The organism is Streptomyces sp. NBC_01092 (assembly GCF_045039535.1).
Lineage (GTDB): Bacteria > Actinomycetota > Actinomycetes > Streptomycetales > Streptomycetaceae > Streptomyces.
The window spans coordinates 9,362,122-9,376,581 of the sequence record NZ_CP108659.1; the positions used below are offsets into that span (position 1 = coordinate 9,362,122).

At 71.1% G+C, this 14,460-nt stretch carries 13 protein-coding genes and 1 pseudogene; 9 read left to right on the forward strand and 5 right to left on the reverse strand.

What is annotated here, in order from left to right:
• Window positions 1–208 precede the first annotated feature (208 nt).
• On the reverse strand, window positions 209–1,834 hold the full coding sequence (locus OG254_RS42305) for an ABC-F family ATP-binding cassette domain-containing protein (RefSeq protein ID WP_405592902.1): 1,626 nt from the start codon (window positions 1,832–1,834) through the stop codon (window positions 209–211).
• A 358-nt stretch (window positions 1,835–2,192) separates the two neighbouring features.
• The gene (locus OG254_RS42310; protein ID WP_351199886.1) at window positions 2,193–2,609 is read right to left on the reverse strand and encodes an SsgA family sporulation/cell division regulator; all 417 of its coding nucleotides are present in this window, start codon (window positions 2,607–2,609) and stop codon (window positions 2,193–2,195) included.
• A 271-nt stretch (window positions 2,610–2,880) separates the two neighbouring features.
• Here OG254_RS42310 and OG254_RS42315 point away from each other — a divergent pair, with 271 nt between their 5' ends.
• Both OG254_RS42315 and OG254_RS42320 read left to right on the forward strand, forming a co-directional pair.
• Complete coding sequence (locus OG254_RS42315; RefSeq protein WP_405592904.1) at window positions 2,881–3,936, forward strand: WD40/YVTN/BNR-like repeat-containing protein; 1,056 nt, start codon at window positions 2,881–2,883, stop codon at window positions 3,934–3,936.
• A gap of 62 nt (window positions 3,937–3,998) precedes the next feature.
• Window positions 3,999–4,322 carry a plasmid stabilization protein gene (locus OG254_RS42320; RefSeq protein WP_405592906.1) on the forward strand — a complete coding sequence of 108 codons (324 nt, stop codon included), beginning with the start codon at window positions 3,999–4,001 and terminating at the stop codon, window positions 4,320–4,322.
• A 12-nt stretch (window positions 4,323–4,334) separates the two neighbouring features.
• Here the strand turns inward: OG254_RS42320 and OG254_RS42325 are convergent, their stop codons facing one another.
• Window positions 4,335–4,631, reverse strand: a complete 297-nt coding sequence (locus OG254_RS42325; protein ID WP_405592908.1) for a YciI family protein — start codon at window positions 4,629–4,631, stop codon at window positions 4,335–4,337.
• A gap of 41 nt (window positions 4,632–4,672) precedes the next feature.
• On the opposite strand from OG254_RS42325, the pseudogene OG254_RS42330 reads away from it, so the two are divergent.
• Window positions 4,673–5,359, forward strand: a pseudogene (locus tag OG254_RS42330) (endonuclease V); the annotation flags it as partial.
• 542 nt (window positions 5,360–5,901) lie between these two features.
• Window positions 5,902–6,048, forward strand: coding sequence for a morphogenic membrane protein MmpA (mmpA, locus tag OG254_RS42335; protein WP_405592910.1), 147 nt, complete (start codon window positions 5,902–5,904; stop codon window positions 6,046–6,048).
• A gap of 10 nt (window positions 6,049–6,058) precedes the next feature.
• On the opposite strand, the gene OG254_RS42340 is transcribed toward mmpA, so the two are convergent.
• Window positions 6,059–7,237, reverse strand: coding sequence for a saccharopine dehydrogenase family protein (locus OG254_RS42340; RefSeq protein ID WP_405592912.1), 1,179 nt, complete (start codon window positions 7,235–7,237; stop codon window positions 6,059–6,061).
• A gap of 91 nt (window positions 7,238–7,328) precedes the next feature.
• Between OG254_RS42340 and OG254_RS42345 the strand changes: the two genes are divergently transcribed.
• The 5 genes from OG254_RS42345 to OG254_RS42365 all read left to right on the forward strand — a co-directional run bounded on the left by OG254_RS42345 (window position 7,329) and on the right by OG254_RS42365 (window position 13,616).
• Window positions 7,329–7,709: an MmcQ/YjbR family DNA-binding protein gene (locus OG254_RS42345; protein WP_147993045.1), complete on the forward strand. Its 381-nt coding sequence runs from the start codon at window positions 7,329–7,331 to the stop codon at window positions 7,707–7,709.
• A 129-nt stretch (window positions 7,710–7,838) separates the two neighbouring features.
• A complete protein-coding gene (locus tag OG254_RS42350) occupies window positions 7,839–9,029 on the forward strand; it encodes a CaiB/BaiF CoA transferase family protein (protein ID WP_405592914.1) in 1,191 nt (396 codons plus the stop codon).
• Window positions 9,026–10,168 carry an acyl-CoA dehydrogenase family protein gene (locus tag OG254_RS42355; RefSeq protein WP_405592916.1) on the forward strand — a complete coding sequence of 381 codons (1,143 nt, stop codon included), beginning with the start codon at window positions 9,026–9,028 and terminating at the stop codon, window positions 10,166–10,168. Before OG254_RS42350 ends, OG254_RS42355 begins: the two co-directional genes overlap by 4 nt.
• 24 nt (window positions 10,169–10,192) lie before the next feature.
• Entirely contained in the window at window positions 10,193–11,407 is a 1,215-nt protein-coding gene (locus OG254_RS42360) for an acetyl-CoA C-acetyltransferase (RefSeq protein ID WP_405592918.1), read from the forward strand.
• A 34-nt stretch (window positions 11,408–11,441) separates the two neighbouring features.
• Entirely contained in the window at window positions 11,442–13,616 is a 2,175-nt protein-coding gene (locus OG254_RS42365; RefSeq protein WP_405592920.1) for a 3-hydroxyacyl-CoA dehydrogenase NAD-binding domain-containing protein, read from the forward strand.
• Between the two features lie 64 nt (window positions 13,617–13,680).
• Here the strand turns inward: OG254_RS42365 and OG254_RS42370 are convergent, their stop codons facing one another.
• Complete coding sequence (locus OG254_RS42370) at window positions 13,681–14,400, reverse strand: MerR family transcriptional regulator (RefSeq protein WP_405592922.1); 720 nt, start codon at window positions 14,398–14,400, stop codon at window positions 13,681–13,683.
• Window positions 14,401–14,460 lie beyond the last annotated feature (60 nt).

Genomic DNA, 14,460 nt, shown 5'->3' on the forward strand with positions numbered 1-14,460 from the left:
GCTGGATTCGGTGCCCATGATGCATGGGGCACCGATCCGCCATCATGCAGGGCCGGTCCGCCCGGACAACACCCCCGCGGTCAGGCTGTAGCCCTCCTGAGATGCGCCGCGGTGAAGGAGTCGCGGACTTCGAGGAGCTTCCGTGGCGTTCCCTCGAAGCTCCCGCGACCACCGTCCTTGGGGTTGTTCTGCCTGGCTCCGGTGCGAGCTAGGCGGGATCTCCGACAGTTTCTGGCGTGATTTCCTTCAGCTCTCCTTCTTTCACCATCAGCCAGCGCGTGATGCCGATCGACTCCAGGAACGGCAGGTCGTGGCTGGCCACGATCAGCGCCCCCTCGTACGACTCCAGGGCCGAGGTGAGCTGCTGCACGCTCGCCATGTCCAGGTTGTTCGTCGGCTCGTCCAGCATCAGCAGCTGTGGCGCGGGCTCGGCCAGCATCAGTGCGGCCAGCGCCGCACGGAAACGTTCGCCGCCGGACAGCGTCGCCGCCTTCTGGTCGGCGCGGGCGCCCCGGAACAGGAAGCGGGCCAGCCGCGCCCGGATCCGGTTGTTGGTGGCGCCCGGCGCGAAGCGGGCCACGTTCTCGGCGACCGACAGCTCGTCGTCGAGGACGTCCAGCCGCTGCGGCAGGAAGCGCAGCGGGACATGCGCCGTCGCCTCGCCCGCCACCGGCTCCAGCTCACCGGCGATCGTGCGCAGCAGCGTCGTCTTGCCCGAGCCGTTGCGCCCGATCAGCGCGATCCGCTCCGGACCGTGCAGATCGAAGCCTGTGGCCACGCGTGCGCCGTACGCCAGCTCCAGGTCGCGCAGCGTGAGCACGCTGCGGCCCTGCGGTACGGCCGTGTACGGCAGGTCGACGCGGATCTCGTCGTCGTCCCGCACGGCCACCACCGCGTCGTCGAGCCGTTCCTTGGCCTCGGCGAGCTTCTCCTCGTGCATGATCCGGTGCTTGCCCGCGGACTCCTGCGCCGCCCGCTTGCGCGCACCCATGACGATCTTCGGCTCGCGCTTTTGGTCCCACATCTTCTGCCCGTACCGCTTGCGGCGGGCCAACTTGAGCTGGGCGTCGACCAGTTCGCGCTTCTGCTTCTTCAGATCGGCCTCGGCGACCCGCACCATGCGCTCGGCGGCCTCCTGTTCCGTGGCGAGCGCCTCCTCGTACGCCGAGTAGTTGCCGCCGTACCAGCTGATCTCACCGGAGCGCAGATCGGCGATCTGGTCGACGAGGTCCAGGAGTTCGCGGTCGTGGCTGACCACCACCATCACCCCTGGCCAGGACTCGACGGCCGCGTACAGCCGCCTGCGTGCGTACAGGTCGAGGTTGTTGGTGGGCTCGTCCAGCAGCAGGACGTCCGGGCGGCGCAGCAGCAGCGCGGCCAGGCGCAGCAGCACCGACTCGCCGCCGGACACCTCGCCGATCGTGCGGTCCAACTCGACGTGCCCGAGCCCGAGTTCGCCGAGGATGGCGAGGGCGCGCTCCTCCACGTCCCAGTCGTCGCCGAGGGTCTCGAAGTGCTCCTCGGCCACGTCGCCCTCCTCGATGGCGTGCAGCGCGGCCCGCTTGGCGGCGATACCGAGGGCCTCGTCGACCTTGAGGCGGGTGTCGAGTGTGACGTTCTGCGGGAGGTAACCGAACTCGCCCGCGACGCGCACGGCGCCGTCGGACGGAGCGAGTTCACCGGCGATGAGCTTCAACAGGGTTGATTTTCCGGACCCGTTGACGCCGACGAGCCCGGTCCTGCCGGGACCGAACGCGACGTCCAGGCCCTCGAAGACGGTGCCGGCGCCGGGCCAGGTGAAGGACAGGGAAGTAATGCTGATGGATGTAGGCATGGGGGCGCCTCCGCGGTTGCTCGAAACGATCAGGGGCAAACGCGTATCGAGACACCGGCGACCATCGGGCGGCGGGAGGCCCGGGGCATGAGAAAAGCCCTGTTCCGTGAGGACGGCTCGAACGCCGAGGTCGCACGCTGCGCACACACCTCAGGTGTGACGCGGTGTCTCAGACCTCAGACGAGCAACGTCCTTCTCCAATCGACGGCAACAGGACCGCTATACACCGTAGGTTGGGGCTGCGACGGTGTCAACGCAATTAGGGCCCGATGCGGGAACCGCAGCGAGAGGGCCCTACGGCTCGCCCGGCCGGGGAGGCCCGGCGGCCGGCCCCGTCAAGGGCGCCCGGCGGGAGGCCTCAGCAGGCGTCCCGCATCAGTTCCGCCAGGTCGCGGTCCAGGTCGAGCTGCAGGTGCTCCAGGCCGAGGGGCACCAGGTCGCTCGTGGCCTGGAGGAAACGGCGCACCTCGCCCGTGCGGATGTGCACGACCGCGGTGCCCTCGGGGGCGTGGAACTCCAGGACGGTCCGGTCGAAGCCGTACGGCCGCACCCGGACGTCGCCGTCGCCCTCGGGACCCTCGAGCCCGGCCAGGAGCAGCTCCCGGCTGAAGGTCCAGCAGACCTCGACACCCTCCAGGGTGGCCGGGGCGGGGAAGGTCATACAGACGGCGAACGGGTCGCTCCGGTCGTAGTGAAGGGTCGCGGGAATGCTCTGCATCCGCGGCGCGGCGGCGACAAGACGGGCCTCGACGGGCTGCTCGATGACAGTGGACAACGCCTTGCTCCCTTGTGACGGCTGGACGAACATCCGGGTGGACGAGACCGGGCACTCGTAGAGACGATGGAATCGGCCAATCCGTGCACCCCGATGGCGAGTGACCTCTGTCACCGCCTTCATGCACGGGAGTGGGGCGTTCGTCCTCCTGTGACCGGATGGTCTGCTGTGGCAGGTGCGGACATCTGGACGGCGCCGGTGCGGTGCACTAGCTTCGCCCGCCATGAGACGTTCGGGGAGCACGCGACGGGTGGGGCGTACGTTTCGGACAATGTCCGCCGGGATGGCGTGCGGGGCGGCGCTGGCCGCGCTGACGGCCGTACCCGCGCAGGCGCACGAGCCGCAGGGGCACGCGCCGCACTGGGAGCTCAAGGACAGCGGGACGCCCGAGGTGCGCTTCCGGGGCCTGTCCGCGGTCAGCCGCAGCACGGCATGGCTGGCCGGGACCGCGGGCACCGTCCTGCGTACCACCGACGGCGGCGCCACCTGGCGGAACGTCTCGCCGCCGGGCGCGGCCGAGCTCCAGTTCCGGGACATCGAGGCGTTCGACGCGCGGCGTGCCGTGGTGCTGGCCATCGGGGAGGGCGAGGCGTCGCGGGTGTACCGCACGGACGACGGCGGCGCGACCTGGACCGAGTCCTTCCGCAACACCGACACGCGGGCCTTCTACGACTGCCTCACCTTCCTCGACCGCCGGCACGGCCTGGCGATGAGCGACCCGGTCGACGGCAGGTTCCGCATCCTGTCGACGAGCGACGGCGGCCGCTCCTGGAAGGTGCTGCCGAGCGCCGGGATGCCCGCCGCGCTGGAGGGCGAGGCCGGGTTCGCGGCGAGCGGGCAGTGCCTGGTCGGCTCCGGACCGAAGGACGTCTGGCTGGCCACCGGCGGGGCGGCACACGCGCGTGTCCTGCACTCCGCCGACCGAGGGCTGACCTGGACGGCCACCGACACGCCGATCCCGGCCGGCGACCCGGCCCGGGGTGTCTTCGCCCTCGCCTTCCGCGACCGTACCCACGGGCTCGCGGTCGGCGGCGACTACCGCCCCGAGCAGGCCTCCCCGCAGGCGGCGGCCCGCACGGCCGACGCCGGGCGCGGCTGGACGTCCGCCGAGACGCCGCCGCCCGCCTACCGCTCCGGCGTCGCCTGGCTCCCGCACAGCCGCACCGCCGCCCTCGCGGTCGGCCCCACGGGCACGGACCTGACGACCGACGCCGGGCGCACCTGGCGGACGGTCGACAGCGGTTCCTACGACACGGTGGACTGCACGCCCGACCTGAGCTGCTGGGCCGCGGGGGAGAAGGGGCGGGTCGCGCGGCTGGAGAGGTGACCGGCGGATTGCGGGTACTCGGACGCCGACCGCGTGAGCAGTCCGCGAGAGGAGTGACGCACATGCCGGCCGGTTCGAGCCCGAAGCGGGAACGCCAGTACGAGCACATCAAGAAAAGCGCCCGGGACCGGGGCGAGAGCGTCTCGCGCGCCGAGGAGATCGCGGCGCGGACGGTGAACAAGGAGCGCGCCCGGTCCGGCGAGTCGAAGACCGCCGGCCGCACGTCCACCGAAGACATGTCCTCCGGCAGGCGGGGCGGCCTGCGCTCGGGCAAGGGCTCCCAGGGCCCCACTTACGACCAGCTGTACCAGGAGGCCAAGCAGCGCAACATCCACGGGCGTTCGGATATGAACAAGGGCCAACTCAAGCGTGCGCTGGGGAAGTGACCGAGCGGGCCCTCAGCCGAGCGTCTCGCGGTACCGCTCCAGGGCCGGCGCGGTCTTCGTGGCGACGAACTCGGTGATGCGGTAGGCGCAGACGCCGGCGCCGACGAACGGATCGGTCGCGGCGATCCCCTCGATCCGCGCACGGTCCTCGGCGACAGCCAGGATGACGCCACCGTCGCGGGGGTTCTTGCGCCCGGACGCGAGGAAGACCCCCTGCTCGTACTGCTCGTCGAGCCACGCCACATGGGCCTCCAGCACGGCGTCGACGTCCTCGATCGGTGCGGTGTAGGTCAGCTCCAGTACGAACATGATCGCGACCCTACCGCCGGGCCCGTACGCTCGTGCCCACCATGACGACCGTACGCATTCCCGCGGGCTGGCCCGCGACCGAGGAGGAGGCCCGCGCCGTCCAGGACGAGCTGCGGGAGCGAGTGGTGCTCGACGAGCCGGGGCCACCGCCCGGGTCCGGGCACGTGACCGGCGTGGACGTGGCCTACGACGACGATCGGGACGTGGTCGCCGCCGCGGCGGTCGTCCTCGACGCGGCGACCCTGGAGGTCGTGGCCGAGGCCACGGCCGTAGGCCGGATCTCCTTCCCGTACGTCCCCGGCCTCCTCGCCTTCCGCGAGATCCCCACGGTGCTGGCCGCCCTCGACGCCCTGCCCTGCCCGCCCGGCCTGGTCGTCTGCGACGGCTACGGCCGAGCCCACCCCCGCCGCTTCGGCCTCGCCAGCCACCTCGGCGTCCTCACCGGCCTGCCCACGATCGGCGTCGCCAAGAACCCGTTCACCTTCACCTACGACGCCCCCGCCACGCCACGCGGCTCCTCCACCCCGCTCATGGCCTCCGACGAGGAGGTCGGCCGCGCCCTGCGCACCCGCGACTCCGTCAAGCCGGTGTTCGTCTCGGTGGGCCACCGCACGAGCCTGACCAACGCCTGTGCCCACACGCTTGCACTGGCCCCCGAATACCGACTCCCGGAAACGACCCGGCACGCGGACTCGCTGTGTCGCCGGGCGCTGAAGGAGGCGACCGCTCCGAGGAAGGAGCTCGCGGACCGAGCGGCGGCAGACCCGACCCGTACGTGGGGGAGAGCTCTGTTCGAGCGCCAGGCCGATCCGGTGACCTGGGCCGGTCGAGTGCTCGAAGCGGCGGCCGGGCGCTCGGGGCGCACACCGGAGATCGAAGCGGCCCTGGCACTGGCGGCCGACTGTGACCGTTGGAGCCTGGGGCGCGGGGTGTTCGACCAGGTCCGGGGGCGCGCAGTCGCCGAGGGGGAGGGGCTCGCCGAGGAACGGTGCGCGCTCGGCCGCCTCGCCGAACTGGTCGCCAAGCTCGCCCACAACGCGGCCGCTCCGCCGCCGTTCTTCGACCACGATGCGGGCTGGCAGGTCGGGCCTCTCGCCGTCCGGCTCGCCGGGATCAGCCACGACCCTGCCGCACGGGACCGGATCGCCGAGGCGCTGGGGGAGTGGCCACCGGCTAGATCCGACGGCATGTCTCAACGAGCGGACTGAGTACGCCGACTGAGTACCCGTACGGATGCCCCAGCCATGCCGTGATCGGCAGGCTGGGACGCATGACGACGCACCGCTCCCCGAAGCCCCTCGCCAACCCCGACCGTCCCGTCGAGCGTGCCGTGACGGTTGCGCTGGTTCTGGCCACCTTGGCCGGGCTGGGGTGGATCGTCGGGATGATCTACACCATCGCGGGGTGGCCGCTGTAGGGCAGGCGGTTCAGCGGACGGCGGCCACCCGGAAGGTGATGCCCGCCGTGCGCAGGCGCTCGATCAGGGCGTCTCCCATCGCGACCGCCGTGGTGACCTGGCCGGCTGTCGGCGGCAGTTCGTCGAAGGCCAGGGAGAGGGCCGACTCGGCGAACATCTTCGCCGTCTCGCCGTAGCCGGGGTCGCCTCCGGCCACCTCCGTGAAGACCCGGCGGCCGCCGCCCTCGCCCACGAAGCGGACGGAGAACCAGCTCTTCGCGCGCTTCTCGGGGCCGGGACCCTCGCCCGGCTTGAGTCGGTCGGACAACCAGCGCCGGGCGGGCGGCAGTTGGGCGGCCGTGAAGAGCCCGCCCATCGCCGCGACGCCGCCGAGCACGACGGGGAGGTGCTTTACGGCGGCGTAGTGGCGGTAGCGGAAGTCGGGGCCGTAGCGGTCCAGGGCCCTCGCGGACCGCTTCACGATCTGCGGGTCGATCGTCGGCAAGGGCACCGCCCACGCTCCGACTTCCCCCGCGAACCGGGGCACGCCCGTGGGTGCCATCGCCCGGCGCCCCATCAGCCGCGGTTCATGGCGGGCCCGGTCGCGTGCGGCGGCGATCATCTGGGGGCCGCGCGCGAACTGGTTGAGCGCCGAAGCGAACGTACCGCCCGAGAAGGTGGCGTCGGCCGTCACGAAACCGTCCACCGACAGCGGCACGTCCTCCGGCAGCTGCTGGACCGTGAAATACGCGCCCAGGTCGTGCGGGATCGAGTCGAAGCCGCAGGCGTGCACCAGCCGCGCGCCCGTCTCACGCGCGCGTGCGTCGTGCCGGACGTACGTCAGGTCCACGAACTCCGGCTCACCGGAGAGGTCGAGATAGTCGGCGCCGGTGTCCGCGCAGGCCGCCACCAGGTCCTCGCCGTACTTCACGTAGGGCCCCACCGTGGACGCCACCACGCGCGCGTGCTCGGCGAGCCGGCGCATCGAGGCCGGATCGGCGACGTCCGCCTCCAGCACCCCGATCCCCTCGCCGCCCGGCAGCGACTCGCGCAGCCGCTCCAGCTTCTCCCTGCTGCGGCCCGCGATCGCCCAGCGCAGCCCCTCGGGCGCGTTCTCGGCGAGATACTCCGCGGTGAGTACCCCGACGAACCCCGTCGCTCCGAAGAGAACGATGTCGTACGGACGGTCCGTCCTGCTCAACCTGCTCATGACACCCCTCGGTCCCGCACCACGCGCCGTTGTCGGTGGCCGAGGCTAGCGTGAGGTGTGCGGAGCCCGACGACGAGCCCGGAGGTATGCGGTGGCCGTGCCCAGAACTGCCCTGAAGAAGTGGGAAAAAGTACGTGAGTTCGCCCTCGGGATGCCTGGCGCCGTCGAGGAGTTCCCCTGGGGTGAGACGGTCGCGAAGGTCAACAAGAAGGTGTTCGTCTTCCTGGGCGTCGACGACGGCAGCTATCCGATGGGCGTCACCGTGAAGCTCAAGGACGAGTCGGCCCACGCCCACGCCCTGACCTGTCCGGGCGCCGAGCCCGCCGGATACGGCCTCGGGAAGGCCGGCTGGGTCAGCATCCCGCTGGAGCAGAAGGACGCCCCGACGGCGGAGCTGCTGTGCGACTGGGTGGAGGAGAGCTACCGCACGATCGCGCCGAAGCGGCTGATAGCGGAGCTCGACGCGCGCTGATTGCGACGGGGCGGGTTCGCGGTCCGACTTCCGGCGGGTAACTTCCTAAGCGCTTGCTCTTGTGTCCGTCGGCGCATCTTCTTAGCATCACTGGTGTTACAGCAGTAGTGTCATACCCCTGGGGGCAGGATGGCGACGATGCCAGGACAGGGCCCGCTCACCGGCGTGCGCGTGGTCGAGCTGGCCGGAATCGGGCCCGGCCCGTTCGCCGCCATGCTCCTCGCCGACCTGGGCGCCGACGTGGTGCGCGTGGACCGGCCCGGCGGCACGGGGCTGGCCGTCAACACCCGGTTCGACATCACCAACCGCAACAAGCGCTCGGTGATCGTCGACCTGAAGTCCCCCGACGGCCCCGCGCGCGTACTCGACCTCGCCGCCCGCGCCGACATCCTCATCGAGGGCTACCGCCCCGGCGTCGCCGAGCGCCTCGGCGTCGGCCCCGAAGCCTGCCACGCCCGCAACCCGAAGCTGGTCTACGGCCGCATGACGGGCTGGGGCCAGGAGGGGCCGCTGGCCCACCGTGCCGGGCACGACATCGCCTACATCGCGGTCACCGGCACCCTCGGCATGATCGGCGGCCCCGACGAACCGCCCGCCGTCCCCGCCAACCTGGTCGGCGACTACGCGGGCGGCTCGCTCTACCTCGTCGTCGGCATCCTCGCCGCCCTCCATCACGCGCGCGCGACCGGCACCGGCCAGGTCGTCGACGCCGCCATCGTGGACGGCACCTCCCACCTCTCCGCGATGATCCACGGCATGCTCGCGGCCGGCGGCTGGCAGGACCGGCGCGGTGCGAACCTCCTGGACGGCGGCTGCCCGTACTACGGCACCTACGAGACGGCAGACGGCCAGTACATGGCGGTCGGCGCCCTTGAACCCCAGTTCTACGACGAGTTCCTGCGACTCCTCGGCGTCGAGGACTTCGCCTCCGCCCGCAAGGACATCGCGCGCTGGGGCGAGCTGCGAGAGGTGGTCGCGGCCCGCTTCAAGTCCCGTACGAGGGACGAGTGGACGGCCGTCTTCGAGGGCTCCGACGCCTGTGTGGCCCCCGTCCTGTCCCTGCGCGAGGCGCCGCAGCACCCGCACCTCGCCGCCCGGGGCACCTTCACCGACCACGGCGGCATCACCCAGCCCGCCCCGGCGCCCCGGTTCTCGGCGACCCCCACCGCCGTACGCACCGGCCCGGCACAACCCGGCGCCGACACCGCGGGCGTGGCCCGCGACTGGGACGTACCCGATCTCCTGAAGGGCCTGGACACGGACGGCCCCGCGACGAAGAGCCTCGACGCGAAGGACGCTGACATGAAGGGCCTCGCATGAAGCGGCAGATCTTCGCCCCCGAGCACGACGCGTTCCGCGCGACCGTGCGCAGCTTCCTGGACAAGGAGGTGCTGCCGTACTACGAGCAGTGGGAGAAGGACGGCATCGTCTCCCGCGACGCCTGGCGCGCGGCCGGCAAGCACGGTCTGCTCGGCATGGCCGTGTCCGAGGAGTACGGAGGCGGCGGCACCGACGACTTCCGCTACAGCGCGGTCCTCGCCGAGGAGTTCACGCGTGCGGGCGCCCCGGGACTCGCCCTCGGCCTGCACAACGACATCATCGGCCCGTACCTCACCTCGCTCGCCACCGACGAGCAGAAGCGCCGCTGGCTGCCGGGCTTCTGCGACGGCTCGCTGATCACGGCCATCGCCATGACCGAACCGGGCGCCGGCTCCGACCTCCAGGGCATCCGCACCCACGCCGAGGACCGCGGCGATCACTGGGTCCTGAACGGCTCGAAGACGTTCATCTCCAACGGCATCCTCGCCGACCTGGTGATCGTGGTCGCGAAGACGACCCCCGAGGGCGGCGCGCACGGGCTGTCGCTGCTCGTTGTCGAGCGCGGCATGGACGGCTTCGAGCGCGGCCGCAACCTCGACAAGATCGGCCAGAAGTCGCAGGACACGGCCGAGCTGTTCTTCAACGACGTCCAGGTGCCCAAGGAGAACCTCCTCGGCGAGCTCAACGGCGCGTTTATCCACCTGATGACGAACCTCGCGCAGGAGCGCCTGAGCATCGCCGTCTCCGCGATCGCCGCCGCCGAACACCTGCTGGAGATCACCACCGAGTACGTCAAGGAACGCGAGGCCTTCGGCCGGGCCCTCGCCACCAAGCAGCACATCCGGTTCGAGATAGCCGAGATGGCCACGGAGTGCGCCGTCACCCGCACGTTCCTCGACCGCTGCATCGAGGATCACTCGAACGGAGAGCTCGACGCCGTCCACGCCTCCATGGCCAAGTGGTGGGCGACCGAACTCCAGAAGCGGGTCGCCGACCGCTGCCTGCAACTGCACGGCGGCTACGGCTACATGAGCGAATACCCGGTCGCCCGTGCCTTCACCGACGGCCGTATCCAGACCATCTACGGCGGGACGACCGAGATCATGAAGGAGATCATCGGCCGTTCCCTGCTGGGCTGACCCTCACCCTCGAAAGGCTTACCAGTGAGCACCGAAGCGTACGTGTACGACGCGATCCGCACCCCGCGCGGCCGCGGCAAGGCGAACGGCGCCCTGCACGGCACCAAGCCCATCGACCTGGTCGTCGGCCTCATTCACGAGATCCAGGGCCGCTTCCCGGCCCTCGACCCGGCCGCCATCGACGACATCGTGCTCGGCGTCGTCGGCCCGGTCGGCGACCAGGGCTCCGACATCGCCCGCATCGCCGCGATCGCCGCCGGGCTGCCGGACACGGTCGCGGGCGTCCAGGAGAACCGCTTCTGTGCGTCGGGTCTGGAGGCCGTGAACATGGCCGCCGCCAAGGTCCGTTCGGGCTTCGAGGACCTCGTCCTCGCGGGCGGCGTCGAGTCCATGTCCCGGGTGCCGATGGCCTCGGACGGCGGCGCCTGGTTCAACGACCCGATGACCAACCTCTCCGTCAACTTCGTGCCGCAGGGCATCGGCGCCGACCTCATCGCCACCATCGAGGGCTTCTCGCGCCGGGACGTCGACGAGTACGCGGCGCTCTCGCAGGAGCGGGCGGCGACGGCCTGGAAGGAGGGCCGCTTCGACCGCTCCGTCGTCCCGGTCAAGGACCGCAGCGGCCTCGTCGTCCTCGACCACGACGAGCACATGCGCCCCGGCACCACCGCCGACTCCCTCGCCAAGCTGAAGGCGTCCTTCGCGGACATCGGCGACCTGGGCGGCTTCGACGCCGTCGCCCTGCAGAAGTACCACTGGGTCGAGAAGATCGACCACGTCCACCACGCGGGCAACTCCTCCGGCATCGTCGACGGTGCCTCGCTCGTCGCGATCGGCAACAAGGAGGTCGGCGAGCGCTACGGCCTCACCCCGCGCGCCCGCATCATCGCCGCCGCCGTCTCCGGCTCCGAGCCCACCATCATGCTCACCGGCCCCGCGCCCGCGACCCGCAAGGCGCTCGCCAAGGCCGGGCTGACCATCGACGACATCGACCTCGTCGAGATCAACGAGGCGTTCGCGGCGGTCGTCCTGCGCTTCGTACGGGACATGGGCCTGTCCCTGGACAAGGTCAACGTCAACGGCGGCGCCATCGCCCTCGGCCACCCCCTCGGCGCGACCGGCGCGATGATCCTCGGCTCGCTCGTCGACGAACTGGAGCGCCAGGACAAGCGGTACGGCCTCGCCACGCTGTGCGTGGGCGGCGGCATGGGCATCGCCACCATCGTCGAGCGCATCTGACCCCCTCCCGACGGATCACACGGAGCACCTCCCCATGAGCACTGAATCCACCACCATCCGCTGGGAACAGGACCGCGAAGGCGTCGTCACGCTCGTCCTCGACGACCCCAACCAGTCCGCGAACACCATGAACCAGGCGTTCCGCGACTCGCTCGCCGTGGTCGTCGACCGCCTGGAGGCGGAGAAGGACACCATCCGCGGTGTCATCATCACCTCCGCCAAGAAGACCTTCTTCGCGGGCGGCGACCTGCGCGACCTGATCCGGGTCACCCCGGAGACCGCGCAGGACCTCTTCGAGGGCGGCATGGCGATCAAGCGCCAGCTGCGGCGCATCGAGACCCTGGGCAAGCCGGTCGTCGCCGCGATGAACGGCGCCGCCCTGGGCGGCGGTTACGAGATCGCGCTCGCCTGCCACCACCGCATCGCCCTCGACGCGCCCGGCTCCAAGATCGGCTGCCCCGAGGTCACCCTCGGCCTGCTGCCGGGCGGAGGCGGCGTCGTCCGCACCGTCCGCCTCCTCGGCATCGCCGACGCCCTGCTGAAGGTCCTCCTCCAGGGCACCCAGTACAACCCGCAGCGCGCCCTGCAGAACGGCCTGATCGACGACGTGGCCACCACACAGGACGAACTGCTCGCCAAGGCACGCGCGTTCATCGAGGCCCACCCCGAGTCGCAGCAGCCCTGGGACAAGCCGGGCTACCGCATCCCCGGCGGCACGCCCGCCAACCCCAAGTTCGCGGCGAACCTGCCCGCCTTCCCGGCCAGCCTGCGCAAGCAGACGGGCGGCGCGCCCTACCCGGCGCCGCGTAACATCCTCGCGGCCGCCGTCGAGGGCTCCCAGGTCGACTTCGAGACCGCTCAGGTCATCGAGGCCCGCTACTTCGTGGAGCTGGCCGCGGGCCAGACCTCCAAGAACATGATCCAGGCGTTCTTCTTCGACCTCCAGGCCGTCAACTCCGGCGCGAACCGCCCCAAGGGCATCGAGCCGCGCAAGGTCCGCAAGGTCGCCGTCCTGGGCGCCGGGATGATGGGCGCCGGCATCGCCTACTCGTGCGCCCGCGCGGGCATCGACGTCGTCCTGAAGGACGTGTCGGCGGAGGCCGCCGCCAAGGGCAAGGCCTACTCGGAGAAGCTGTGCGCCAAGGCGGTCTCCCGGGGCCGTACGACGCAGGAGAAGGCCGACGCGCTGCTCGCCCGCATCACACCCACCGGCGACCCGCAGGACGTGGCGGGCTGCGACGCGGTCATCGAGGCCGTCTTCGAGAACCCCGAGCTCAAGCACAAGGTCTTCCAGGAGATCCAGGGGATCGTGGAGCCGGACGCGCTGCTGTGCTCCAACACCTCGACGCTGCCGATCACCGTCCTCGCCGAAGGCGTGGAGCGCCAGGCCGACTTCATCGGACTGCACTTCTTCTCGCCCGTCGACAAGATGCCGCTCGTCGAGATCATCAAGGGCGAGCGGACCGGTGAGGAGGCGCTGGCCCGCGCGTTCGACCTGGTCCGGCAGATCAACAAGACGCCGATCGTCGTCAACGACTCCCGCGGCTTCTTCACCTCCCGTGTCATCGGCAACTTCATCAATGAGGGCGTGGCGATGGTCGGCGAGGGCATCGAGCCCGCGTCGGTGGAGCAGGCGGCGGCGCAGGCCGGCTACCCGGCCAAGGTCCTGTCCCTGATGGACGAGTTGACGCTCACGCTGCCGCGCAAGATCCGGGGCGAGTCCAAGCGGGCCGTCGAAGAGGCGGGCGGCACCTGGACGGCCCACCCCGCCGAGGTCGTCATCGACCGCATGGTCGACGAGTTCGACCGCCCCGGGCGCAGCGGGGGAGCCGGCTTCTACGACTACGACGAGAACGGCAAGCGGGCGGCCCTGTGGCCGGGCCTGCGCGAGCACTTCACCCGTGAGGGCGCGGAGATCCCCTTCCGGGACATGCAGGAACGCATGCTCTTCTCCGAGGCCCTGGACACGGTCCGGCTCCTGGAGGAGGGGGTGCTGACGTCGGTCGCCGACGCCAACATCGGCTCCATCCTCGGCATCGGCTTCCCCGGCTGGACCGGCGGTGTCCTGCAGTACATCAACGGCTACGACGGCGGCGTCGCCGGGTTCGTGGCACGCGCGCGTGAGCTGGCCGAGACGTACGGGGAGCGGTTCGCGCCGCCCGCCCTGCTGGTGGAGAAGGCCCAGAAGGGGGAGACCTTCGGCGACTGACGCAGGGTCCCGCCCCGCCCTCGCCGTGCTGGACATCCTGCGCGGCGAGGGCGAGGTGGCCCTGTCAGGCAGATCCGCGTTCTGCTGCGGTGCCGCCCAGCCACTCCCGAAGTTCCGCGCGCAACGACCGCTGAAAGGTCGTCAACAGGGCCTGAACGATCACGGGTTGCATGTAGGCGGACAGCGACTTCACGTCCTGAGCGGCGCGTTCCGACACCTCGCCGCGGAAGAGCTGCGACAGCTCGTGCGCGGCGGCACGCGAGTGTTCGACGAGGACCGTGCGCGCCGCCAGGATCGCCTCCTGCGAGAGCGGCACGTCCAGCAGGCCGACGCCGAGCCGCAGCAGCCCGAGGTCGACGCGGTATCCGTCGTCGCCGGCCGCCCCGATCACTCCCATCGCGACCAGCCGCTCCACGTCGTCGTCGCCGAGTGCCCGCCCGGCCCGCCGCTCCAGTTCCGCCCTGGTGACCGTCTCGATGGCATCCGGCGCCCAGGAGGCCACGACCGCCCGGTGAAGGGCGAGGTCATGGGCGTCCAGATCCGGCGGCAGCTGCTGCAGATAGCGCTCGATGGCCGCCAGCGTCATGCCCTGCTGCTGAAGCTCATCGATCAGCGCCAGCCGGGCCAGATGCTCCCGCCCGTAGTGCCCCACCCGGCGCGGTCCGATCACCGGAGGCGGCAGTAGCCCCTTGGTGCCGTAGAACCGCACCGTGCGGACCGTCATACCCGCCCGCGCGGCCAGTTCGTCGATCGTGAGGGTGGGTTCCTCGGTGCCGGTCGTCATGTGCAGCAGTATCGCTGTCTCACCACTGCTGTGACACCACTTGCGACCGACCTGGCGAGG

What these genes read in the sequence shown, in the direction of transcription:
- OG254_RS42365 (WP_405592920.1), top strand. Translation starts at nt 11,442, where the DNA reads ATGAGCACTGAATCCACCACCATCCGCTGGGAACAGGACCGCGAAGGC.
- OG254_RS42305 (WP_405592902.1), bottom strand. Translation starts at nt 1,834, where the DNA reads ATGCCTACATCCATCAGCATTACTTCCCTGTCCTTCACCTGGCCCGGC.
- mmpA (WP_405592910.1), top strand. Translation starts at nt 5,902, where the DNA reads ATGACGACGCACCGCTCCCCGAAGCCCCTCGCCAACCCCGACCGTCCC.
- OG254_RS42325 (WP_405592908.1), bottom strand. Translation starts at nt 4,631, where the DNA reads ATGTTCGTACTGGAGCTGACCTACACCGCACCGATCGAGGACGTCGAC.
- OG254_RS42355 (WP_405592916.1), top strand. Translation starts at nt 9,026, where the DNA reads ATGAAGCGGCAGATCTTCGCCCCCGAGCACGACGCGTTCCGCGCGACC.
- OG254_RS42370 (WP_405592922.1), bottom strand. Translation starts at nt 14,400, where the DNA reads ATGACGACCGGCACCGAGGAACCCACCCTCACGATCGACGAACTGGCC.
- OG254_RS42320 (WP_405592906.1), top strand. Translation starts at nt 3,999, where the DNA reads ATGCCGGCCGGTTCGAGCCCGAAGCGGGAACGCCAGTACGAGCACATC.
- OG254_RS42315 (WP_405592904.1), top strand. Translation starts at nt 2,881, where the DNA reads ATGTCCGCCGGGATGGCGTGCGGGGCGGCGCTGGCCGCGCTGACGGCC.
- OG254_RS42350 (WP_405592914.1), top strand. Translation starts at nt 7,839, where the DNA reads ATGGCGACGATGCCAGGACAGGGCCCGCTCACCGGCGTGCGCGTGGTC.
- OG254_RS42340 (WP_405592912.1), bottom strand. Translation starts at nt 7,237, where the DNA reads ATGAGCAGGTTGAGCAGGACGGACCGTCCGTACGACATCGTTCTCTTC.